The organism is Streptomyces sp. NPDC048461 (assembly GCF_055587105.1).
The window spans coordinates 468,762-491,761 of the sequence record NZ_JBVJGW010000002.1 but is presented as its reverse complement, the minus strand read 5'-3'; the positions used below and the strand labels follow the sequence as shown (position 1 = coordinate 491,761).

The following is a 23,000-nucleotide window of genomic DNA, read 5'->3' as shown; positions in this document are numbered from 1 at the left end:
TCTCTCAGCGGGCCTTGATGTCGACGATCTGCCAGCGGTTCTCCTGGAACCGGGCGGTGACGGTCAGCTGGGCCGCGGCCGAGGTGACGGCGCCCCCGTCCCGGCGCGAGGTCTGGTCGAGGAGCACCAGCAGCCGTGCGGTGTCCCCGTCCAGTTCGATCACCCCGGTGCGGACGGCCTGCGTGTTCAGGGTGATCTTCTGTGTCTCCAGGTTCGTGCGGAGCTGGGCGAACAGGTCGTCGTACTGCCGGGCCGCCCGGCCCCCGAGCACCGTCCGCGCCGAGCGGGCGGTGGCGTCGGCGCCGGTGGGGGTGTACGAGAAGATCCTGGCCAGGCCGTCGCCGACCTCGGCGCTCACCCGCTCGGTGGCCTCGGTGTCGGCGAGGGCGCGGTTCTGTGCGGACGGGGTGGAGCGCAACTGGTGCGCGCCGTGGAAGAGGGCGCCGCCGCCCAGGAGCAGGACCGCGAGGGCTGCCGCGAAGACCGCCGTACGCCACCGGCCGCCGAACCGGGAGCCCACCCCGGAGCGGAACCGGGCGCCGAACCGGGCGCCGGTGCCCCGGCCGTCCGGGGCGGTGTGGCCGTCGGCGTCGCCGTCGGCGTCGCCTTCGGCCCCGTCCGCCGGCTCCGGGTCGCCGCCGGCCTCGTCAGGCTTCTCCGGGCCGCCCCGGGCCGCGTCAGGCTTCTCCGGGCCGCCCCGGGCCTCGTCCGCCGGCTCCGGGCGACCGCCCGGCGCGTCCTGTGCGAGCGGAGACCGCGGGGCCTCCGGCTCCCCGCTCTGCGCGTGCTCCTCCGTGGTGTTCCCCGGCCGTCGCGTCACCTGGCCTCGCTCCCCCCGCCGGCGGGCGCCGTCCCGGTGGCGTCCGTACCCGCCACCGGGACGGCGCTCAGCGCCCTGACCTTCCACGTGTCGTCGCCCGTGCGTTCCAGTACGGCCTCCAGCCGCTTGCGGTCGCTCGTCGCCTTCGCGGTGCCCTGCGGCGTGACGTCGACGCGCACGGTCGCGATGAGCTTCGCCGTGCCGGCCCGCACGTCCAGCGCGGTGACGGCCGCCTCGGTGACGGTGGCGCGCGCCGAGGCGCCCGTCGCCGCCCGGGTGGCGCTCAGTTCGGTGTGCAGCGGCCCGGTGGAGACGTCGCGCCACGCCGTGATGCCGGCTTCGGCCCGCTCGCGCGTGGACGCGTCCAGGGTGGTGAGCACCGCGATGTGGTCGCGGCCCTGGGCGAGGGCGGCGTCCCGCTCACCGGCGAAGGCGAGACCGTCGTCGGTGCGGGCCTGTGCGTACGTCCAGGCACCGGTCCCGCAGAAGGCGAGCGCCACCGCCAGTGAGGCGCCCGCGAGGACCCGCGCCCGCCTCATCGGCCGCTCCCGGCTCCGAGGCCGAGCAGCCCGGCCATGTCGGTGGGCCCGCCGTCCTGGGAGGGCAGGCCGAGCGCCCCGGGCAGGGCCGTCGCGGCCGGCGCCGCGGCGGAGCCGGCGCTGCCCGAGGGCAGGGAGCCGGGCCGGGCCGGGGTGGGGACGGCCCCGCCCTTCGGGGCGTTCGCGGAGCCGCGCACGTTCGTCCCGGACGAGGCGGGGCTGGTGCAGGAGGCCCCGGTGTTCAGGGCGGGCGCCGTACCGAGGTCGAGGCCGTTGCGGTAGCGCGTGCCGCCGTAACCGGAGGTGCAGGGCAGGGGCTTGAAGAAGGTGACGGCCATGCCGAGGTTCATCCGTCCTCCGTCGACGGTGGTGGCGCCCGCGGAGACGGCCGCGGGGAACTTCACGAGGAGCTCCTCCATGCCGCGCTGCCGGGTCACGGCGATTTCCGAGGTGGTGAGCAGGTTGGCGAGGACCACGCCGAGGCTCGGATCGAGGTCGCGCAGGAGGCCGCTGACCTGCGTGGCCGCGTCCGGGGTGACGGCGAGGAGGCGGCGCACGTCGCTGTCGGAGCCCTTCAGGGTGACGGCGAGCTCGCGCGCGCCGGTGGCGAAGTCGCGGATGGCCTGCCCCTCTTCGGCCTGGGTGCGCAGGACGACCTCGCCGTCGTTGATGAGGCGGGTGGTCGCGGGCAGGGAGCGGTCGGCTGCCTGGACGAACGCGCTGCCGCTGTCGATCAGGGCCTGGAGGTCGTCGCCGTGCCCCTCGAACGCCGTGCCCAGTTCGTCGACGACCGTGCGCAGCGATTCGAGCGGTACGGACCGGGTGAGGTCGTTCATGCTGGTCAGGAGGTCGGTTACGGGTGCGGGGACCTCGGTGTCGGCTTGGTCGATGCGGGCGCCGTCGGCGAGGTAGGGCCCCCGGTCGCTCTCGGGCCGCAGGTCGATGTACTGCTCGCCGACGGCGGACAGTCCGGCGACGACGGCCTTGGCGTCGGCGGGGACGCGGGCGGCCGACTTCTTGATGCGCAGCTGGGCCACGACCCCGTCGGCGGTGAGGTCGATGGCGCCGACGCGGCCCACGGAGACCCCCCGGTAGGTGACGTCCGAGTGGGGGAACAGGCCACCGGTGCGGGCGAGGTGGACGTCGACGGTGTAGTAGTCGGCGGCGCCGACGTAGCGTCCCAGGTCGGCGTAGCGGATGCCGAGGAAGCCGAGGACGAGGACGGCGATGACGAGGAACGCGAGGTTCTTCAGCCGTACGGCGAGGGTGATCACGGGGTCCTCCCTCCGTCGGCGGCTCCGGTCGCGGTGCGCGGCGCGCCGCCGGTGGCGGACGGCCCGGCCGGTGTGGCGCTCTGGACGGGCGGCAGCGGCAGTGGTGACGCCGGCTTCCCGGATCCGGTCCCGGACGGGCTCCTGCGGAGGGCGGCGCCCGGGTCTTCCGGAGGGGTCTCCGGGTCTTCCGGCGGAATCTCCGGGTCTTCCGGCGGGGTGGGCGGGTCCGTCGGCGGGGTGGGCGGGTCCGTCGGCGGGGTGGGCGTGGCCTGCGGGACGAGCGGTGGGATGACCTGCGTGCCCGGCGCGGCGGCGATGTGCAGGTAGGTGTTGAGGTAGTCGCCCTTGACGCCCCGCATCACCTCGTCGGTGAAGGGGTACGTCAGCAGCGCCTGGAGGGAGTCGGGCAGGTCGGTGCCGGCGTCGGCGAGTGCCTTCAGGGTCGGCGCCAGGGCCTTGAGGTCGGCGACCATGTCGTCCTTGCTCGCGTTCACGGTGGAGACGGTGACGCCCGACAGCGTGTCGAGGGCGCGCAGCATGGTGAGGAGCGAACCCCGCTGCTCCTCCAGGGTCTTGAGGCCGGGCGAGAGGCCGGTGAGGACCTTGCCCACGTCGTCCTTGCGTCCGGCCAGGGTGGTGGAGAGCCGGTTGACGCCGTCGAGTGCGCGCGTGATGTCGTCCCGGTGGGTGTCGAGGTCGGTGACGAGGGTGTTGACCCGCTCCAGCATGGAGCGGACCTCGGGTTCCCGGCCGCCGAGCGCCGCGTTCAGCTCCTTGGAGATGGTCTTCAGCTGGTTGACCCCGCCGCCGTTGAGCAGCAGGGACAGGGCGCCGAACACCTCCTCGACCTCGGTGTTGCGGCTGGTGCGGGAGAGCGGGATCGTGCTGCCGTCGGCGAGGCGCGCGCCGCCCGTGTCCCGGGCCGGGGCGGTGAGTTCGACGTACTTCTCGCCGAGCAGGCTGGACTGCTGGAGGCGGGCGCCCGCGTCGGCGGGCAGGCGGACGTCGCCGTTGATCCTCATGGTGACGCGCGCCGTCCAGTCGCCGGTCCCCAGGCGGATCTCGGTGACGCGGCCGACGGCGACGTCGTTGACCTTGACCGCGGACTGCGGGACGAGGCTGAGGACGTCCGTCAGTTCGGCGGTGACCGTGTACGGGTGGGAGCCGAGGTCCGCGCCGCCGGGCAGCGGCAGGTCCTCGATGCCGTCGAAGCGGGGCAGTCCGGGGAGCACCGTCACGGTGAGCACGACGACCGCGCCCAGGGCGACGATGCCGCCGGTCCGGGCCCCGGGGCGCTTGCCGGCGAGCGGGATGCGGCGCTTCACCGGTCCCCCTTCCCGCCGGTGGCCGCGGAGCCGCCGGTCACGGGCAGGGGGAGCAGCGGTCCGCCCATGCTGATCTCGTTGAGGTTGGCCCGGCCGTCGAGGGTGCGGGTGTCCTCGTTGTACGCGCCCACCACGTTGGCCGCGGCGAGGGGGGCCACGTCCAGGGCTTCGGCCAGGGAGGCCCGCTGGTCGACGAGGGTCTGGGTGAGGGGGACGAGCCGGTCCACGTTCTGCTTCAGCTCGGCGCGGTTGTTCTGGATGAAGGTCTTCACCTGGGCCAGGGCCTTGCCGAGTTCGGCGAGGGCGCCCGCGAGGTCGTCCTTGTTGGCGGCGAAGAAGGTCACCACGTCGTCGAGTCGCTCCTGGGCGGTGCGGACGTTGCCGTCGTTGTCCTTCAGCATGGTGGTGAACGTCTGGAGCTGGCCGAGGGTGGCGAACAGGTCGTCGCTGCTGCCGTCGAGGGTCTTGGCCGCCTTGCCGAACTCCCGGATGGAGGTGCCGATCGCGTCGCCGTTGCCCTTGAGGTTCTCGGCGCCGGTGTCGATCAGTCCGGACAGGGCGCCGGTCGCGTTGGCGCCGTCGGGGCCGAGGGCCTTGCCGAGGTCGGTGATCGAGGCGTACAGCTGGTCGATCTCGACGGGGGTGCGGTTGCGGGACGCGGCCAGCTGCGCTCCGTCGGCGAGGGCCGGGCCCGTGCTGTACGCCGGGGTCAGCTGGACGTACCGGTCCGCGACGATGCTCGGCGCGACGATGACGGCCCGGGCGTCGGAGGCGACGCGGACGCCGTCGTCGACGCGGAGGCGGACGCGTACCCGGGTGCCCTCGGGCTCCACGGACTCGACCTCGCCGACGCGTACCCCGAGGATCCTCAGGTCCGATCCGGCGTAGACGCCGACGGCGCGGTCGAAGTACGCGGTGACGCGGGTGCCGTCGGAGCCGAGGAGGCGTACGCCGACGAGTCCGACGGCCGCGAGCACCACGAGGGCGAGCCCGACGGCGAGGGGCCTTCTGGGGGTGTTCATCGTGCACCGCTCCCCTTCGCCGCCGCCGGCGTCTGCTGCGGCGGTTGGCATCCGGTCTTGGGCTGTGACGCCTCGGGCAGGTAGTTCCGGGGCACGACTCCGCACAGGTAGCTGTCGAACCAGTGGCCGCTGCCCAGGGAGTTGCCGACGAGCCGGTAGTACGGGCCGACGAGGGCGAGGGTCTTGTCGAGCTGGCTGCTGTTCTCCTCCAGGACCTTGGTGACGCGGCCGAGCGCCTTCAGGGTGGGTCCGAGCTGCCGGTCGTTGTCGTCGACGATGCCGCTGAGCTGCGTGCCCAGGTCCCGGCTGCCCTTGAGCAGGGCGCGGATGGCGTCACGCCGGTCCTTGAGCTCGCCGAGCAGCGAACCGCCGTCCTCCAGCAGGGTCTCGAAGCTGGACTTCTTGCCCTCCAGGGTCTTGGTGAAGGTCCGGCTGCCCTGGAGGAGCCGGGTGAGCTGGGCGTCCCGGCTGGAGACGGACTTGGACAGCTCGGACAGGCCGGTCGCGGCGCTGCGCACGTTCGGCGGCGAGTTCTTGAAGGTGTCGGAGATCGTCTCGAAGCTCTCGGCGAGCTTCTCGGTGTCGATGGCGTCGACCGTGCCGCTGAGGTCCTGGAACGCCTGCGTCACGTCGTACGGGGACGTGGTGCGCGCCAGCGGGATGCGGCTGCGGGGGTCCTGGCGTCCGGCGCCCAGCGGGTCGAGGGCCAGGTACTTGTCGCCGAGCAGGGTCTTGATGGCGATGGCGGCGGTGGACCGGTCGCCGATCCAGGCGTCGCCGACCTCGAACGTCACCTTCACCTTGGGCCCGTCGAGGGCGACGCCGGTGACGGAGCCGACCTTGACGCCGGCGATGCGCACCTCGTCGCCCGTGCCGAGACCGGCGGCCTCGGTGAAGTCGGCGCTGTAGGAGGTGCCCGTGCCGGCGAACGGCAGGCGGTCCGCGTGGTAGGCGAGGACGGCGATCAGGGCGAGGACGACGAGTCCGACGGCGGCCACCGCGACGGGGTTGCGGGCCCTGACGGGAGTGAACCGGGGCGGGCGGCTCATCCTCGGCACCTCGATTCGGTGACGGCGATGCCGGTCGGCGGCTTGGAGCCGTCGGAGGTGCTCACACCGCTCACGCGGGCCTCGCAGAGGTAGAGGTTGAACCACGAGCCGTACGAGGACAGCCGGGCCAGGGCGGCCATCTTGGCCGGTGTCCTGTCGAGGAAGTCCTCGATCTGCGGCGTGTGGTCGCCGAGGGTGTTCGAGAGGCGGCCCAGTTCGCCGATGCTCTGCTTCAGGGGGGCGCGCCCGTCCTGGAGGAGGCCCGCGGTCGAGGTGGTGAGGTCGCCCATCGCCTGGACGGCCTCGCCGAGGGGCTTGCGGTCGCCGTTGAAGCCGGTGACGAGCTTCTGGAGGGTGACGACGAGGTCGTCGAAGGCGGCCTCGCGGGTGTTGAGCGTGTCCAGGACGGTGTTGAGGTTGGTGACGACCTGGCCGATCACCTTGTCCTTGGCGGCGACCGTGTGGGTGAGGGAGCCGATGTGCCGGATGAGGCTGTCGACCGTGCCGCCCTCGCCCTGGAGGACCTGGATGAGCGAGCCGGCGAGCTCGTTGACGTCACCCGGCGACAGGCCTTCGAAGAGCGGTTTGAACCCGTTGAAGAGCAGGGTCATGTCGAGTGCGGGCGTGGTGCGGTCCAGCGGGATGGTGGCACCGGGCTGCAGGGTGCCGCCGATGTCACCGCTGCCGCGGTCGAGGGCGACGTAGCGCTGCCCGACCATGTTGAGGTACTTCACGGCGGCGGTCACCGAGCCGGGGAGCGTGCGGTCGTCGCGGATGCGGAAGGTGACCTGGGCGGTGCGCCGGTCGACGACCCGGACGTCGGTCACCTCGCCGACCTCCACGCCGGAGATCCGGACGCTGTCGCCGTCGATGAGTCCGGTGGCGTCGGTGAACAGCGCCTTGTACGAGCGGGTGTCCGAGCCCACGCCGGTGTTCGCGATGCTGAGCGCGAGCACGGTCGTGGCGAGGGCGGTGACCAGGACGAAGACGAGGGACTTGACCAGCGGGCCGGTCAGCGGCCGCCGTCGGGTGTGGGCGAGGTCGTCCGTCACTTGAGGATCACCTCCGTGCCTCGGTAGGCGGGTCCGGCCAGCAGACTGCTCCAGTCGGGCAGGTCGCCGGCCTGCTTCTCGGCGGCGGGCGCGAGGAGCTCGTTCAGGAAGTCGTTCTCCTGGGGGGAGTTGGCGGGTCCCAGGTCCTGCTCGGCTGCTGCCGCGGGTCGCACGGCGGGTGCGGCCGGGATGCCGAGGTAGGGCACGGGGTAGCAGCGCGGACCGCCGCCCGCGGTGTAGGAGGGGGTGTCGCGGCCGGGTGCGTACGCACCGCGCGAGGGCACGGTGACCACGTTGACGTGCAGCCCGGGCTGGTCGGTGCCCTTGCCGAGCGCCTTGTCCATGGCCGGCACGAACTCGGCCAGGGTGCGCAGGGTGCAGGGGAAGGACGGGGCGTACTCGGCGAGCAGCTCCAGGGTGGGCCGGCCGGTGGCGCTGAGCCGGATGATGTTGTCCTTGTTCTGCCGCAGGAAGGCGGTGACGTCCTGGGCGGTACGGGTGGTGGCCCCGAAGGTGCCGGCCAGCTCGCTCTCCTTCTCGGCGAGGGTGCCGCTGGTGGTGGTGAAGTCGGTGAGCGCCGTCACGATGTCCGGGGCCGCGTCCGCGTACAGGTTGCTGACCTTCACGAGTTCCTGGAGGTTGCGGTTGAGTGCGGGCAGCTCCGGGTTGAACTTCTCCAGGTGGGCGTCCAGTTGGGCGAGCGTGGTGCCGAGCTTGTCTCCGCGCCCTTCGAGGGCCCGGGACACGGCGGACAGGGTGGCGGACAGCTTCTGCGGCTGCACGGCGGTGAGCATGGGCAGGACGTTGTCCAGGACCTGCTGGAGTTCCACGGCGCTGCTGGAGCGGTCCTCGGGGATGACGGCCCCGGCGCCGATCGGCTCCGCCGAGGGCGCCGGCGGCGGGACGAGCGCCACGAACCGTTCGCCGAACAGGGTCGTCGGCAGCATCTGGGCACGTACGTCGGAGGGGACGCGGCCGAGGGTGCCGGGATGCATCGCGAGGGTGAGCCGGGCTCCGGTGCCGGTCGCCTCGATGGAGCGGACCTCGCCGATGACGACGCCGCGCATCTTGACCTCGGCGCCCGGGTGCATCTCGTTGCCGACGCTGCCCGTCTCGACGGTGATCGGCGCGCTGTCGGTGAACTGCTTGTCGTAGACCGCGATCGCCAGCCAGACGAGGAGGGCGGGGACCAGCAGGAAGACGACTCCGGCGAACCGGCGGCTCAGGGTCTCACCCCGTGGGCTGCTCATGTCACCCCGCCACCTTCACGGTCGTGGTCGCGCCCCACAGGGCCAGCGACAGGAAGAAGTCGGTGACGCTGATGATCACGATGGCGTTGCGCACGGAGCGGCCCACGGCGACGCCGACGCCGGCGGGACCGCCGGAGGCGCGGAAGCCGTAGTAGCAGTGGGCGAGGATCACCATGACGCTGAAGATGAACACCTTGAGGACGGACAGCACGACGTCCGTCGGGGAGAGGAACAGGTTGAAGTAGTGGTCGTACGTTCCCTTGGACTGCCCGTTGAACAGGACGGTCACGTAGCGGGAGGCGAGGTACGACGAGAGCAGGCCGATCGCGTAGAGCGGGATGATCGCGACGACGCCCGCGATGATGCGGGTGGTGACCAGGTACGGGATGGAGCGGATGCCCATGCCTTCGAGGGCGTCGACCTCCTCGTTGATCCGCATCGCGCCGAGCTGGGCGGTGAAGCCGGCGCCGACGGTCGCGGAGAGGGCGAGCCCGGCGACCAGGGGGGCGATCTCGCGCGTGTTGAAGTACGCGGAGATGAACCCGGTGAACGCGGCGGTGCCGATCTGGTCGAGGGCCGCGTACCCCTGGAGGCCGACGACCGTGCCGGTGAAGAGGGTCATCGCGATCATCACGCCGATGGTGCCGCCGATCACCCCGAGCCCGCCGGAGCCGAAGGCCACTTCGGCGAGCAGCCGTTGGACCTCCTTGAGGTAGCGGCGCAGCGTGCGCGGGATCCAGGCCAGTGCCTTGACGTAGAACAGGAACTGGTCGCCGGACCGGTCGAGCCAGACGAACGGGGAGGCCATCGGCCTCAGCCTCCCTTCGGCGGGACGATGTTCAGGTAGACGGCCGTCAGCACCATGTTCACGAAGAACAGCAGCATGAACGTGATGACGACGGACTGGTTGACGGCGTCGCCGACCCCCTTGGGGCCGCCGCGCGGGTTGAGGCCGCGGTAGGCGGCGACGATGCCCGCGATGAACCCGAAGACGAGGGCCTTGAACTCGCTGATGTACAGGTCGGGGAGCTGGGCGAGCGCGGAGAAGCTGGACAGGTAGGCGCCCGGGGTGCCGCCCTGGAGGACGACGTTGAAGAAGTAGCCGCCGAGGGTGCCGACGACCGACACCAGGCCGTTGAGGAGCACGGCCACGCCCATCGTCGCCAGCACCCGCGGCACGACCAGGCGTTGGACGGGCGAGACGCCCATGACCTCCATCGCGTCGAGCTCCTCGCGGATCGTGCGGGAGCCGAGGTCGGCGCAGATGGCGGAGCCGCCGGCGCCGGCGATGAGCAGGGCGACGATGAGCGGGCTCGCCTGCTGGATGATGGCGAGGACGCTGGCGCCTCCTGTGAACGACTGCGCGCCCAGTTGCTGGGTGAGCGAGCCGACCTGGAGGGCGATCACCGCGCCGAACGGGATGGAGACGAGCGCGGCCGGCAGGATCGTGATGCTGGCGATGAACCAGAACTGCTCGACGAACTCCCGGAATTGGAAGGGCCGCCTGAAGATGGACCGGCCCACCTCGGCCGCGAGGGCGAAGAGGCGGCCGGTGTGGCGCAGCCCGTTCGTGATCACGAACCGCTCCCGGTGGCCGGCATCCGCAGGGTGGGCGCCTGCGCTCCGCGTGCGTACGTGTCCTCGATGGCGGCGCGGGCGGCGGCCGGCAGGGTGTCGAGCATGCCGAGCACGCGCTCGCGGCGCCGCAGCGCGGCCTGGCGCGGCGGCAGTCCGGGCGAGGGCTCCAGTTGCGGAACGATGACCCGGGGGGCGGCGGGTTCCGCGGCGGGGACGGCGGCCTCGGCGGCGAGCGTGGCCGCGTCCTTCTCCTCGGACATCCCGATGGGGCCTTCGCGCCGCCCCGCGAGGAACTGCGCCACGACCGGCTCGTCGCTGGTGAGCAGCACTTCGCGCGGGCCGAAGGTGACGAGGTTGCGCCGGAAGAGCATCCCCATGTTGTCGGGGACGGTGGCGGCGATGTCGAGGTTGTGGGTGACGATGAGCATCGTCGCGTCGATCTGTGCGTTGAGGTCGATCAGCAGCTGGGAGAGGTTGGCGGTGCGGACGGGGTCGAGGCCCGAGTCCGGCTCGTCGCACAGCACGATCTGCGGGTCGAGCACGAGCGCGCGCGCCAGTCCCGCCCGCTTGCGCATGCCGCCGCTGATCTCGCCGGGGAGCTTGCCCTCGGAGCCGACGAGCCCGACGACGTCGATGCGCTCCATGACGATCCGGCGGATCTCCGACTCCTTCTTCCGCGTGTGCTCGCGCAGCGGGAAGGCGATGTTGTCGAAGAGCGACATGGAGCCGAAGAGCGCTCCGTCCTGGAACATGAGGCCGAAGAGTTTGCGGGCCTCGTATATGTCGCGTTCGGGGCTGTTCACCATGTCCACCCCCGCCACGAGGACGCGTCCCCGTTCCGGCTTGAGCAGACCGATGAGCGACTTCAGGAACACCGTTTTCCCGGTACCCGAAGGGCCGAGCATGACGCTGACTTCACCCGCGGGCAACGTCAAGGTCACATCCTGCCAGATGTTCTGTTTGCCGAAGGACATGGTCAGACCCTCAACAGCCACCTCGATTCCCATATCACCTCCAGCAGGCGTGTCGCGTGCGCTTCGCAGGCCGCACGTTAGGTCGTTCACGATCATCGGGACAATAGGCGTGACACCAATTCGGCCCGGCGCCCCGGAATTTGTCACCGTGTGGACAAATCCGAGTGCTCCACTTGTCTCCGGCGAGACAGAGCGGGGTCTCGGAGGGCCGTGAGCCGGATCGGCGGGGCCCCCGGGAAGGTGCCGGCCCCGGCGGGAGGCAGGGCCGAGACCATCGGGCACGACTTCTGCCGTCAGGGGCCGCCAACCAGGGGTCGAGCGTCGCACCCGGAACGCTACGGCCGGGTAACATCCGACGGCAATACGCAGGTCCGAGTTTTTCCGTACGCCTCCCGCACCCCGGCGTTCCTTGTCACGCGGATTACACATGCACCCCGCGGCTTGTCATGCCGGAGAGCACTTCCTCTTCATATCGAGATTCATACGACCCGCCCCGGCGAAAAAAGTGGCAGCACGGTGCGTGATCGATCGAAATTGTCGACATTGCGCACCCGGAGACTAAGGCGGCGTCGAGGACCGCTCACCCGGCGAACAGGTAATTCGGGCTCTTCAAAGAATCTTGAACTGCGCCATTGTTCAGCCAAGTTTCCCGCAAGTAACGTCAGCGTCGCGGCCGAGGAACACCGAGCCGCGGGTCCTCTGTGTCTCCCCCATCGCACAGCTGCGGCCCACCTCTGCCGGTCAATCCCCAAGGAGAGTCCCAGAGCCATGAAGAAGTCCATCAGAAACCTCGCCGTCGTCACCGGTGCCGCTGCCGCCGCGTTCACCCTGACCGTGGGCCCGGCGTCCGCCGTGCCGTCCACCACCTGGACCGTCAACCCCTCCCCGTCGACCTACACGGCGACGAACAGCGGGAACATCGTCCTCAGCGTCAACGGCATCGCCATGACGTGTACGACGTCGGGCGCATCCGGCTCGATGGCCAGCACCACCGGCAACCCGGCCACCGTCGGCTCGATCAGCGCCATCAACTTCGGTGCCAGCGGCTCGCCCTGCACGAGCGTCCTGGGCAACGTGACCACCGTTCCGACCACCCCGTGGACCGTGGTGGCCCAGGACTACACCGCCGCGACCGGCGTCACCAAGGGCTACATCGGCAACGTCGACGCCAAGGTCACCGTCGGTGCCTGCGTCTTCCGCGTGACGGGCAAGGCGGCCGCCACGTACACCAACTCGACGGGCAAGCTGGCGGTCGCGAGCACCTCCGGTCAGCTCAACGTCGTCTCGTCCACCAACTGCGGCAGCGCCGTCCCGGTCGGCGCCAAGCCGATCTTCACCGGTGCCTACCTGGTCAAGAAGACCGGCACGGCGATCATCCCGACCATCGTCGGCTCCAACCCGTAAGGCGTGCGGGAGTGCCACCGGCACTCCCCCGGGTCCGAGCGCCCGACCGGTGACCCCGGCCGGGCGTTCGCCGACCCCCGGCACCGAACAGACGCACCGCACGGAAGCACCGCACAGATACGCCGCACAGATTCGCCGACCAGACACGCCGACCGGCCGCGCCGGCCGTCGGCGCCCCCGCACGACGCCCGAGCGGAGCAAGCGATGAGTGGCCACCCTCCCGCCCCGGGGACACACCGCGTCCGCGCGCGCGGTGCGGCGATCGCCGCCCTCGCGGCGCTCGCCCCCCTGATCCCGTCGGCCGCCGCCGCGGTGGGCTCGCAGGAGATCACCGCGAAGTTGTCCTACGACTGCGCGCTGCCCTCGGGGCACCAGCGCGCCGCGGTCCGGGTCAAGGCCACCTTCCCCGGCCGGGCCACGGCCGGCGAGAAGATCCTTCCCACCGGGGTGACCACGGCGGTCGAGCTCCCGGCCGCGGCGGTCGCCGACCTCACGGCCCTGAAGGCCACCACGGTGGTGCCCGAGACCCGGCTGTCGCTCGACGTCGCCCAGCGCGGGGCCTCGACGCAGGCCCTCTGGCGCGGCACGGCCGGAGCCCCGGCCGTCCCCGTGCCCGCCGAAGGGCCGCTGACCCTCACCACCACCGGCGACGCCCCGACCGTCACGGCGGCCGCCGACGGCGACCTCACCTTCACGGCCGCGGACCTCGGCGTCGACCTCGCCCTCGGTACGGCCGACGGGACGCCCGCCACACCCGCGTCCCTCTCCCTCACCTGCACCCTGGCGAAGGACGCGGAGGGCCACGGCTTGCTGGCCGCGGTGCCGGTCGGGCCGGCCCCCTCCACGCCGGCCCCGAGCGGTTCGCCCTCGCCGTCGGCACCCACGGCTCCGGCGTCCGGAAAGCCGGCGGACCCGGCGTCCCCGTCGGACCCCGGCACCGCGAAAGGGTCGACGGCGCCCGGCACACCCCCCGGCCGGACGGGCGGGGCCAAGGACGGGGACAAGGCCCCGAAGGTCGGCGACGCACGCGCCGGCTCGTCGGCCGCCCGACCGCCGGCGCCGCCCTGCGTCAAGCAGAACCCGACCGACAAGTCGCTCAACGCGTACATCACGGGCTACTCCAACGTCCGCAAACTGGGCGGCGCCTCCCTCATCCCGGTGTCGTGCGTACAGATCGAGCAGGGCGACCCGGAGATCGCCTTCCCTCCGGACGGGAGCATCCACCTGCTCCAGAAGTCCGACGCCTACCTCGACCACCAGGGCCGCAAGCAGACCCCGCCGTTCCAGTCCACCTTCCTGACCTTCGGCTTCACCCCGACGACGGCGACCATGATCCTCGAACAGGCGGGGCCCATGACCGTCGCCTCGGACGTCCTGCTCGTCTTCCCGGACAACATCGCGGAGACGTACGTGCGCGCCCCGCTGGTCCTGCGCGTCCTGGACGTCAAGGTCAACGGCACGCCGCTGGACGTCGGCCCGTCGTGCCGTACGCAGACGCCGCTCAGCTCCCCCGAGCCCGATCCGGCCACGTACCCGGGTCCGCACCTCGTGATGCTCGGGAAGGGACAGCTCATCAACGGCACGGATGCCACCGGATACGTCCTGACCTCCGGCGGGCCGCTGACGGGCGAGGTGACCATCCCCCCCTTCACCGGCTGCGGCGCCGGCGGTGAGGACCTGGACCGGCTGCTGACCGCGTCCATCTCGGGACCCGGCAACTACGTCAAGCAGATCCAGGGGCAGACCTGCGCGGTGGGCGTCGAGGTACCCACCGAGGGCCAGTGCACCGAGGACCGCCAGCCGTTCGTGGTCCCCGTGCCGGAGCGCTGATCCGTACCCCCCGCCCAGACGCCCGGCGCCCCCGGCAGATCCGGACCGCGCACCGGCACCCCGAAGACCCGCACCCGCAAGCCCGTCCCGAACGTCCCCCGTCACCGAAAGGCACCTCCATGCCACTCGCCTCCGCACGTACCCGGCTCGCCACCGTCGCGGCGCTGACCGCGTTCGGCGCGTTCGCCTCCCTCGGCACGGCGACCGCCGCCACGCCGGACCTCAACGGCGCGTGGGGTCCGTTCACCCGCTGTCCCGTGGACTCGCCGACGATGCTCGGGGCGGACGGTCTGGACAAGGCACCGCAGTGCGTCGTCTCCTACGCCGCCAGCGGGTCCATCAAGCTCGGCAACACGACGGTCATCACCGGCAACAGCAACCTCCAGATGGGCGTCGTCCAGAACGCCGACGGCACCAGCACCGTCGTCGCGCCCGCCTCCGGCGCGATCATCGCCGCCTCGGCGACGGTGCCCGGCGGTCTCCTCGGGCTGATGTGCCCGAGCAACATCCCCGGCGTCACCGCCATCTGCAAGCAGCTCTCGGACGGCAAGCTCAACAAGATCACCGCGACCCTGGAGTCGGTGGGCACCCCGTCGGACTTCGACCAGATCGCGGGCGTCGTCACCGACCAGACGATCGTGAACATCCCGGTCCGCATCCACCTGGAGAACCCGTTCCTGGGCAGCAACTGCTACATCGGCACCAAGACCAACCCGATCGTCCTGAAGCCGAAGAACCTGACCTACCCGTCGTTCGCCGTGGAGCGGTTCGACGGTGACGGCACCGCGAACGAGGAGGGCGAGATGAGCCGCCTCAACCTCCTCGGCTCCACCCAGAGCGACACGACCTTCGCCGTCCCCGGCGCCAGCGGCTGCGGGCTGGGGCTGTTCGGCGTGATCGACGCGGCGGTCAACCTCAAGACCGGCCTGCCGTCCGCGGCCGGGAAGAACAGCCTGACCCTGAACAACACCCAGACCTACCTGAGCGGACTCTTCGCACCCGGGACGATCGCCCCCGACGCGGGCAAGCAGCTCGCCCGCAACTGGCACTCGGCCGTCAAGTAACAGTCAGCGAAGGACCATTCCCGGCCGACTCGCCGGGCTCCACCCGCACTCCTGCGCATCTCCTGCTCAAACGGTGTACAGCACAGCGGACTTGACCTAGCGTCAGCACCTCACACAGGTATGCACCTGACGGTCGCGCAGCGCCTCCCAGCCAGCGGGGCGCTGCCACGCCGCTCCCCCACCGGGCGCGCAGGAGAGCAAGGGATCAGTCATGCCCTCGATGCCAGAAACGCCGGACCTCGGCGAACCGCTCGACCCCCTCCCCAAGGAGTTCGCGGCCTTGATGAGGCCCGAGGTCCCGGGGCTCATCAAAGAGATACGGGTCGAGGTCCAGCGCGCCTATCCGGTGTACGCCCGTCTCCTCAACGGCCCCAACGCGGACGCCATCCGGCAGGGCGTGGAGCAGGCACTGGCCACCTTCGTGGACCGCGTCGCCGACCCCGGCACGAGTTCGGTCCTGCGCGACGAACTCCTGCGCAAGTTCGGCCGGGTGGAGGCATACGAGGGCCGTGACCTCGACACCCTCCAGGGTGCCTACCGGCTCGGCGCGCGCATCGCCCTGCGCCGGGCCAAGACCATGGGCCGCCAGTACAACCTGTCCCCCTCGCTGATCCTCGCCTTCGCGGACGCGCTCTTCGCCTACGTCGACGAGCTGGAGGCGGTCGCGCGCGAGGGGTACGCGGAAGTCCAGGAACGGGCGCCCTCCGAGTTATCGGCGTTACGCCGGAAACTGCTCCATCTCATCCTGGTCGGGTCGCCCCTGCCGCAGGCGACCATCGCCGAGCTGTGCGAGCAGGCGTCCTGGGAACTGCCGGCGCTGTGCACGCTGGTGGCCCTGCGCGCTCCGGCCCCCGACCACATACGGGCGTGCCTCGACCGGGACGTCCTCGCCGACCTCGGCATCCCGCAGCCGCACCTGCTGATCCCGGGGCCGCTCACCCCCGAGCGCCTGGCGATGCTCGAATCCGCGCTGGCGGGCGCCCCGGCCGTGATCGGCCTGACCGTGCCGCCGCCACAGGCCGCCGACTCCATCCGGTGGGCCAGGAAGGTATTGCAGCTCATCGACGACGGGATCGTGCCCGACGGCCCGGTCGTGCACTGCGAGGACCACCTGACCACCTTGTGGCTGCTGTCCGACCCGGGACTGGTCACGCACATCGCGGCTCGTGAACTGGCCCCGCTCAGCGGGCTGGGCGGCTCCCGGCGCGGCCGTCTGGTCGAGACGCTGCGCGTCCACATCGCCACACGGGCCCCCGCCGAACAGGTCGGCGAGGTGCTCGGCGTCCACGCGCAGACGGTGCGGTACCGCCTGCGCAACCTGGACGCCCGTCTGGGCGACCGCATCACGGACCCGGACCACCGCTTCGCGCTGGAGGCGGCCCTGCGCTCGCTCCACCTCCAGGGCAACGACTACGCGGAATAGCCCGGCCCGCGCCGCGGGGCCGGCCCGTCCGGCGACGCGGTTGCCGACCACGTACGGGAGAGCGCTTTCCCACGGCGGGAACCTAACGGGGCTCCCGGCCGGAGTCAAGGAACCGGGCGCTCAATCCGCCGCCCGGGAAGCCGAGTTCCCGGCATCGGGGCGGCGCCTTGCGCTGCCCGTTCCCTCACGGGGTGGCGTGGGCTAACTTCTGTCCTCAACTCCCCCACCCCCCACTCCACCATCCCCAGCTTCGGGCGGATCGTTATGAGTCGTTCCATCGCCTTGCGCGATGTCAGCAAGAGATACGGGCGCGGCTCCCTCGCCGTCGAGCGCGTCTCCCTCACCGTCGAACCGGGCGAGTTCCTGGTACTGCTGGGGCCGTCGGGCTGCGGCAAGTCAACCGTCCTGCGGATGATCGCGGGCCTGGAGGACATCACCGAGGGCGCGCTGTTCCTCGACGGGGAGTACGCCAACCACGTGCCGCCGAGCGAGCGGGACATCGCCATGGTGTTCCAGAGCTTCGCGCTGTACCCGAACATGACGGGCCGGGCCAACATCGGCTTCCCCCTCAAGCTGCGCGATCCCCGCGGTGATCACGAGCCGCAGGTGGAGGCGACGGCCCGGATGCTGGGCATCGAAGACCTCCTCGACCGCTTCCCCGGTCAGCTCTCGGGCGGCGAGCGCCAGCGGGTCGCGATGGGCCGGGCGATCTCCCGCCGGCCGTCGGTGTTCCTGATGGACGAGCCGCTTTCGAGCCTGGACTCGAAGTTGCGCGGGCGCCTGCGGGCCGAGATCGCCCGTCTGACGGCCGAACTCGGCGTCACCACGGTGTACGTGACGCACGATCAGTCGGAGGCCATGTCCCTCGGCCACCGGGTGGCGGTCATGCGCGGCGGCGTCCTGCAACAGGTCAGCTCGCCCCGGGACGCCTACGCCCTCCCGGCGAACGTGTTCGTCGCCGCGTTCATCGGCACACCGCGCATCAGCCTGCTCCAGGCAGTCGTCCACGCGCCGCTGGGCTCGGGAATGTGGATCGACCTGGGCCGGCACCGGCTCACCCTGCCCGAGCCCCTGAGCGCCGATCACCAGCTGCTGCGGATCCAGCAGGGGCGCCCGGTCATCGTCGGCCTGCGGTCGGAGGCGGTCAGGATCGCGGCACCGAGCCGGGCGCGGCCCGGCGAGGTGGCGGTCACCGGCATCGTCGAGCACGTCGAGTACCAGGGGCACGAGGCCCTGGTACACGTGGACACGGGTTCGCGGCCCGCGGTGGTGGCGGATCTCGAGGCGGCACGGCACCCGGCCGCTCCCGGCCGCGCCGCCCTCAGGCGGCGGCGGAGCGGCCTGGGCCGGCTCAGGGACCGCGCCGCGGAACGGCTGTCCGGGTCGGTGGCGGTCCTGGACGAGCCGGCGGAACCTGCCCGGGGGCCCGCCCCGGGCTTCGCTCCCGAACGGCCGGGGATGGTGCGCAGCGACCTCGTGGTGCGCACGGGACCGCACGAACGGGTGCGGGTGGGGGCCCAGATCCCGCTGCTGGTCGATCTCGGGCAGCTGTACGTCTTCGACCGGGCGGGGCGTCGGGTGTCTCCGGCCGGGGACGGGATCGCCCCTCTGGAGAGGTAGCGCCCCGATGCCGAACGGCCCACCTCGCAGACTGCGGGGTGGGCTGCGGGTTCAGTGTGCCGCCCGCTCCTGCAGTGTGGTCCGCCAGGCCGGGAGCGGTTCCTCGCGTTCGGGTTCCGTGCGGTGGCCGCCGTGGGCGAAGAAGTCGGCGAGGGGCAGGATCCCCGCGCCGACGGTGACGGCGTCGGGGCCGAAGGTGCCGAGGTCGATGCGGACGTTGGCGGCCGGGTACGACAGGGCGTACGAGGTGGCGTGGGACCGTACGGAGTCCAGGAAGCGGGTGCCGAGCTGCAGGCCGGCCCAGCCGCCGACGAGGATGCGTTCGGGCTGGAAGAGGTTGATCAGGTCGGAGAATCCCGCGCCGAGGTACTCGGCGGTCTCCTCCAGCACGGCCAGGGCCGTCGTGTCGGCCCGGGGGGCCGTGCCGTCGGGGCCCGGTGCCGGGTAGGCGGCGGCGAGCATCGCGGTCAGGGCGGTCTCCTCGTCCGTGTCCGCCAGCGGGCGCCCGCCGGCCTCGGCCCAGCGTTCCAGGAGGGCCTCGGCCCCCGCGTACGCCTCCAGGCAGCCCTGGGCGCCGCATCGGCAGCGGCGCCCGCGGACCCGGACGGTCAGGTGGCCCCACTCGATGGCGCGGCCGGTCCGGGTGTCGTCGCTGACCACGCAGGCGCCGACGCCCGAGCCGAAGAGCACGACGACGGCGTTGCGCGCTCCGCGGCCGGCGCCGAACCACATCTCGGCCTGGCCGAGGGTCTTGGCCCCGTTGTCGATGTAGTACGGGACGGTGTCGGGCAGCAGGTGGGAATCGCGCAGCATCCGTTCCAGGGGGACGGCGTCCCAGCCGATGGTCTGGCCGTGGACGACGGCTCCGCCGTCGGTTCTCGCGACGATGCCGGGAACGCCGATGCCGACGCCGAGGAGCCGCTCGGGTGCGATTCCGGCCCGGTGCAGGACCTCGGTGATGCCCTCGCGGAGGTGCCGCATGACGACGGCGACGTCGTAGCGGTCGACGCGGCGGGGCCCCGCCGTCTCCAGAGGCCGCTCCACGCGTGCGAGCTCGGTCAGGGTCAGGTCGAAGAGCTCGATGCGGATGCGGGTCTCGCCGACGTCGACACCGATCATGTAGCCGCTGGTCGGGCTGACCCGGAGCAGGGTCCTGGGGCGTCCGCCGGCCGACTCGACGCTCCCGGCTTCCTCCACCAGGCCGTCGCCGACCAGCTCCGCGACCACGTTGCTGACCGAGCCGGAACTCAGCCCGGTGGCAGGGCCCAGCGAGAAGCGGCTGAGGGGGCCGTCGAAATACAACCGCTGCAGTACGGCGGTTCGGTTCTCCCGCCGCAGGTCACGCACTGTCCGGCCGCTACGCACTCGCACTCTGTCCCCTGTCATCGATGCCCATACCTGCAAGATACCTGCGTGAACGCTCTTGACGAGTCCTTCGCTTGAGGTTTAACTCACATCCTAAATTAAGCCATGTGGTTTTGGGGGCGGCCCGCGGAACGTCCGTCCCCCACCCCGCAGTCGGCATCCCGTTCCTTCCTGAAAGGCCCATGGAGCCATGCGCAGAATCAGAGTCGCAGCGGTCGGCGCCGTCACCCTCTCCCTCGTCCTCGGGGCGGCCGCCTGCGGCGGCGGCTCCACCGGCGGGAGCGGGTCCAACGAGCAGCCGAAGACGCTGACCTACTGGGCCTCCAACCAGGGATCGAGCCTGGAGGTCGACAAGCAGGTCCTCCAGCCGGAGCTCGACAAGTTCGAGAAGCAGACGGGCATCAAGGTCAAGCTCGAGGTCGTGCCGTGGGGCGACCTCCTCAACCGCATCCTGACCGCGACCACCTCCGGCCAGGGTCCCGACGTCCTGAACATCGGAAACACCTGGAGCGCCTCGCTGCAGGCCAGCGGCGCGCTGCTCCCGTGGGACGGCAAGAACTTCGAGAAGATCGGCGGCAAGGACCGGTTCGTGGAGTCGGCGCTGGGCTCCACCGGCGTCCAGGGGCAGGACCCGGCGGCCGTCCCGCTGTACTCGATGTCGTACGCGCTCTACTACAACAAGAAGGCGTTCGCCGACGCGGGCGTCACCAAGGCGCCGGCCACCTGGGACGAGCTGATCGCGACCGGCAAGCAGCTGACCAAGGACGGCAAGGCCGGCTTCGGTGTCGAGGGCTCCAACCTGTCGAACAACATCCACCAGATCTTCGTCCTGGGCAAGCAGCACGGCGCGGACTTCTTCACCGCGGACGGCAAGGCCGACTTCACCTCGGACGGTGCGGTCAAGGCCGTGAAGCAGTACGTCGACCTGATGGCGGACGCGCAGATCGTCGCCAAGGGCAACGCCGAGTACTCCCAGAACCAGTCACTGAGCGACTTCGCCAAGGGCAAGACGGCCATGGTGCTGTGGCAGACCGCGTCGGCCACCTTCGCCGCGCAGGGCATGAAGGAAGACGAGTGGGGCGTGGTCCCCGCGCCCGTGCAGTCCGGCACGCCGGGCCAGGGCACCTCCGTCAACTCCATGGTCGCCGGCATCAACATGGCCGTCTTCAAGAACACCAAGAACATCGACGGCGCCACGAAGTTCGTGAACTTCATGACCGGCGACGAGGAGCAGAAGATCCTCAACAAGGCCTACGGCTCCATCCCGCCGGTGAAGTCCGCGCAGTCAGACCCGGCGTTCAACACCCCCGGACTCGCCGTCCTGCGCGACACCCTCTCCAAGAGCGCCGCCGCCCTCCCGCAGGTCCCCGAGGAGTCGCAGTTCGAGACGGTGGTGGGCACCGCGGTCAAGGAGCTCTTCGCCGACGCGGCCGCCGGCCGGCCGGTGACGCCGGAGTCGGTGAAGGCCAAGCTCGAGAAGGCCCAGCAGCAGATGCCCAAGAAGTAGGCACGGATACCTCATGACCACCACCGCCCCCCCTCGTTCGGGCAAGCGGACGGTACGGAAGAACCACCCCGGAGCGGCGCCCCGCACGCGCCGCTCCGGGCGGCTGCGCCGCATCTCCCTTCCGTACCTGCTCCTGCTCCCCGCCCTCGTCCTCGAACTCCTGGTCCACCTGATCCCGATGCTCATCGGCATCGTGGTCAGCTTCAAGGAGCTCACCCAGTTCTACCTCCGCGACTGGGGCAGTGCGCCCTGGGCCGGCCTGGACAACTACTCCCTGACCGTCGACTTCGACGCACCGGTCGGTGAGGCACTGCTGAGCTCCTTCTTCACCACGTGCCTGTTCACCTTCTTCTCCGTGGGCCTGTGCTGGCTGATCGGCACGGCCGCCGCGGTCTTCATGCAGGAGACGTTCAAGGGCCGGGGCATCCTGCGCACCATCTTCCTGGTGCCGTACGCGCTGCCCGTCTACGCCGCGGTCATCACCTGGGCCTTCATGTTCCAGCGCGACAACGGCCTGGTGAACCACGTCATCCACGACCAGCTCGGGCTCACCGACAGCCCGCCGTTCTGGCTCATCGGCGAAAACAGCTTCATCACCCTGCTGGTCGTCTCCGTCTGGAAGGGCTGGCCCTTCGCCTTCCTCATCATGATGGCCGGCCTGCAGAACATCCCGCGCGAGATCTACGAGGCCGCGGCCCTGGACGGGGCGGGCGTCTGGCAGCAGATCCGCCGCATCACGCTCCCCTCGCTGCGCCCGGTCAACCAGGTCCTGATCCTGGTGCTGTTCCTGTGGACGTTCAACGACTTCAACACGCCGTTCGTCCTGTTCGGGAAATCGGCGCCGGCTGCGGCCGACCTCATCTCCATCCACATCTACCAGTCCTCCTTCCAGACCTGGAACTTCGGTACCGGTTCCGCGATGTCCGTCCTGCTGCTGCTGTTCCTGCTCGTGGTGACGGGCGTCTACCTGCTGTTCACCTCCCGAGGAAGGAGCGCCACCGATGCCTGAGCACAGTCGGGTGGTGCAGTCCCGGTCGCCGATGGCGCCCCCCAAGTCGTTCCTCGTGAGCCGTCTGGTGTTCCTGACGCTCCTCACCGGCTTCGTCCTGCTGCCGGTGTACGTCATGATCTCCAGCTCGCTGAAGCCGCTGCAGGACGTGTCGGGGAAGTTCCAGTGGATCCCCTCGGGCCTGACCGTCCAGCCCTACTTCGACATCTGGAAGACCGTCCCCCTCGGCGACTACTTCATGAACTCGCTGATCGTGGCCGGGGCGGCGACCGTCTTCTCCGTCGTCATCGCGATCTTCGCGGCCTACGCCGTCAGCCGCTACTCCTTCCGCGGCAAGCGCCTCTTCACCGTCACGGTGCTGTCGACGCAGATGTTCCCGGGCATCCTGTTCCTGCTGCCGCTGTTCCTCATCTACGTCAACATCGGCAACGTCACCGGGATCGCGCTCTTCGGCTCACGCATCGGCCTGATCGTCACCTACCTGACGTTCTCCCTGCCGTTCTCGATCTGGATGCTGATCGGCTACTTCGACTCGGTCCCCAGGGACCTCGACGAAGCCGCCAAGGTCGACGGCTGCGGTCCGCTCGGCGCCCTCTTCCGCGTCATCGTGCCCGCCGCGATCCCCGGCATCGTCGCCGTCGGCGTCTACGCCTTCATGACGGCCTGGGGCGAAGTGCTGTTCGCCTCGGTCATGACCAACGACGCCACCCGCACCCTCGCGGTGGGCCTGCAGGGCTACTCGACCCAGAACGACGTGTACTGGAACCAGGTCATGGCCGCCTCGCTCGTCGTGAGCCTGCCCGTCGTCGGCGGCTTCCTCCTCCTCCAGCGCTACCTCGTCACCGGGCTGACCGCCGGCGCCGTCAAGTAGCACCGCCCTCCATTGCTCTTCGAA

General features: G+C 71.0%; 20 protein-coding genes. 8 read left to right on the top strand and 12 right to left on the bottom strand.

The window, feature by feature from the left end; all coding sequences use genetic code 11:
* Positions 1-4 precede the first annotated feature (4 nt).
* From ACZ6S8_RS05050 to ACZ6S8_RS05000, 11 genes are read right to left on the bottom strand one after another with little or no spacing between them, the layout of a single operon-like run.
* Positions 5-820 carry a hypothetical protein gene (locus ACZ6S8_RS05050; protein WP_469452561.1) on the bottom strand — a complete coding sequence of 272 codons (816 nt, stop codon included), beginning with the start codon at positions 818-820 and terminating at the stop codon, positions 5-7.
* Complete coding sequence (locus ACZ6S8_RS05045; protein WP_469452559.1) at positions 817-1,359, bottom strand: hypothetical protein; 543 nt, start codon at positions 1,357-1,359, stop codon at positions 817-819. Before ACZ6S8_RS05045 ends, ACZ6S8_RS05050 begins: the two co-directional genes overlap by 4 nt.
* Entirely contained in the window at positions 1,356-2,633 is a 1,278-nt protein-coding gene (locus ACZ6S8_RS05040) for an MCE family protein (protein WP_469452557.1), read from the bottom strand. The genes ACZ6S8_RS05045 and ACZ6S8_RS05040 overlap by 4 nt, the downstream gene beginning before the upstream one ends.
* Entirely contained in the window at positions 2,630-3,958 is a 1,329-nt protein-coding gene (locus tag ACZ6S8_RS05035; RefSeq protein WP_469452555.1) for an MCE family protein, read from the bottom strand. Before ACZ6S8_RS05035 ends, ACZ6S8_RS05040 begins: the two co-directional genes overlap by 4 nt.
* Positions 3,955-4,980, bottom strand: a complete 1,026-nt coding sequence (locus ACZ6S8_RS05030) for an MCE family protein (protein ID WP_469452553.1) — start codon at positions 4,978-4,980, stop codon at positions 3,955-3,957. Before ACZ6S8_RS05030 ends, ACZ6S8_RS05035 begins: the two co-directional genes overlap by 4 nt.
* On the bottom strand, positions 4,977-6,029 hold the full coding sequence (locus tag ACZ6S8_RS05025) for an MCE family protein (RefSeq protein WP_469452551.1): 1,053 nt from the start codon (positions 6,027-6,029) through the stop codon (positions 4,977-4,979). Before ACZ6S8_RS05025 ends, ACZ6S8_RS05030 begins: the two co-directional genes overlap by 4 nt.
* Entirely contained in the window at positions 6,026-7,081 is a 1,056-nt protein-coding gene (locus ACZ6S8_RS05020; protein ID WP_469452550.1) for an MCE family protein, read from the bottom strand. The genes ACZ6S8_RS05025 and ACZ6S8_RS05020 overlap by 4 nt, the downstream gene beginning before the upstream one ends.
* Complete coding sequence (locus tag ACZ6S8_RS05015; protein ID WP_469452548.1) at positions 7,078-8,331, bottom strand: MCE family protein; 1,254 nt, start codon at positions 8,329-8,331, stop codon at positions 7,078-7,080. The genes ACZ6S8_RS05020 and ACZ6S8_RS05015 overlap by 4 nt, the downstream gene beginning before the upstream one ends.
* Position 8,332: 1 nt before the next feature.
* On the bottom strand, positions 8,333-9,139 hold the full coding sequence (locus ACZ6S8_RS05010; RefSeq protein WP_469452546.1) for an MlaE family ABC transporter permease: 807 nt from the start codon (positions 9,137-9,139) through the stop codon (positions 8,333-8,335).
* Between the two features lie 5 nt (positions 9,140-9,144).
* Entirely contained in the window at positions 9,145-9,909 is a 765-nt protein-coding gene (locus tag ACZ6S8_RS05005) for an MlaE family ABC transporter permease (protein ID WP_469452544.1), read from the bottom strand.
* Positions 9,906-10,916, bottom strand: a complete 1,011-nt coding sequence (locus tag ACZ6S8_RS05000; protein WP_469452542.1) for an ABC transporter ATP-binding protein — start codon at positions 10,914-10,916, stop codon at positions 9,906-9,908. Before ACZ6S8_RS05000 ends, ACZ6S8_RS05005 begins: the two co-directional genes overlap by 4 nt.
* Before the next feature lie 735 nt (positions 10,917-11,651).
* Between ACZ6S8_RS05000 and ACZ6S8_RS04995 the strand changes: the two genes are divergently transcribed.
* From ACZ6S8_RS04995 to ACZ6S8_RS04975, 5 genes are all read left to right on the top strand, one after another.
* On the top strand, positions 11,652-12,287 hold the full coding sequence (locus tag ACZ6S8_RS04995) for a hypothetical protein (RefSeq protein ID WP_469452540.1): 636 nt from the start codon (positions 11,652-11,654) through the stop codon (positions 12,285-12,287).
* 204 nt (positions 12,288-12,491) lie between these two features.
* Positions 12,492-14,117 carry a DUF6801 domain-containing protein gene (locus tag ACZ6S8_RS04990; protein WP_469452538.1) on the top strand — a complete coding sequence of 542 codons (1,626 nt, stop codon included), beginning with the start codon at positions 12,492-12,494 and terminating at the stop codon, positions 14,115-14,117.
* 119 nt (positions 14,118-14,236) lie between these two features.
* On the top strand, positions 14,237-15,181 hold the full coding sequence (locus ACZ6S8_RS04985) for a hypothetical protein (RefSeq protein WP_469452537.1): 945 nt from the start codon (positions 14,237-14,239) through the stop codon (positions 15,179-15,181).
* A gap of 211 nt (positions 15,182-15,392) precedes the next feature.
* A complete protein-coding gene (locus tag ACZ6S8_RS04980) occupies positions 15,393-16,604 on the top strand; it encodes a PucR-like N-terminal domain-containing protein (protein ID WP_469452535.1) in 1,212 nt (403 codons plus the stop codon).
* 264 nt (positions 16,605-16,868) lie between these two features.
* Positions 16,869-18,224, top strand: a complete 1,356-nt coding sequence (locus tag ACZ6S8_RS04975) for an ABC transporter ATP-binding protein (protein ID WP_469452533.1) — start codon at positions 16,869-16,871, stop codon at positions 18,222-18,224.
* 51 nt (positions 18,225-18,275) lie between these two features.
* Here the strand turns inward: ACZ6S8_RS04975 and ACZ6S8_RS04970 are convergent, their stop codons facing one another.
* On the bottom strand, positions 18,276-19,595 hold the full coding sequence (locus ACZ6S8_RS04970; RefSeq protein WP_469452531.1) for an ROK family transcriptional regulator: 1,320 nt from the start codon (positions 19,593-19,595) through the stop codon (positions 18,276-18,278).
* Positions 19,596-19,779: 184 nt separating this feature from the next.
* Between ACZ6S8_RS04970 and ACZ6S8_RS04965 the strand changes: the two genes are divergently transcribed.
* From ACZ6S8_RS04965 to ACZ6S8_RS04955, 3 genes are read left to right on the top strand one after another with little or no spacing between them, the layout of a single operon-like run.
* Positions 19,780-21,096 carry an ABC transporter substrate-binding protein gene (locus ACZ6S8_RS04965; RefSeq protein ID WP_469452529.1) on the top strand — a complete coding sequence of 439 codons (1,317 nt, stop codon included), beginning with the start codon at positions 19,780-19,782 and terminating at the stop codon, positions 21,094-21,096.
* Between the two features lie 13 nt (positions 21,097-21,109).
* On the top strand, positions 21,110-22,105 hold the full coding sequence (locus tag ACZ6S8_RS04960) for a carbohydrate ABC transporter permease (RefSeq protein ID WP_469452527.1): 996 nt from the start codon (positions 21,110-21,112) through the stop codon (positions 22,103-22,105).
* A 31-nt stretch (positions 22,106-22,136) separates the two neighbouring features.
* Positions 22,137-22,976, top strand: a complete 840-nt coding sequence (locus ACZ6S8_RS04955) for a carbohydrate ABC transporter permease (protein ID WP_469452788.1) — start codon at positions 22,137-22,139, stop codon at positions 22,974-22,976.
* Positions 22,977-23,000 lie beyond the last annotated feature (24 nt).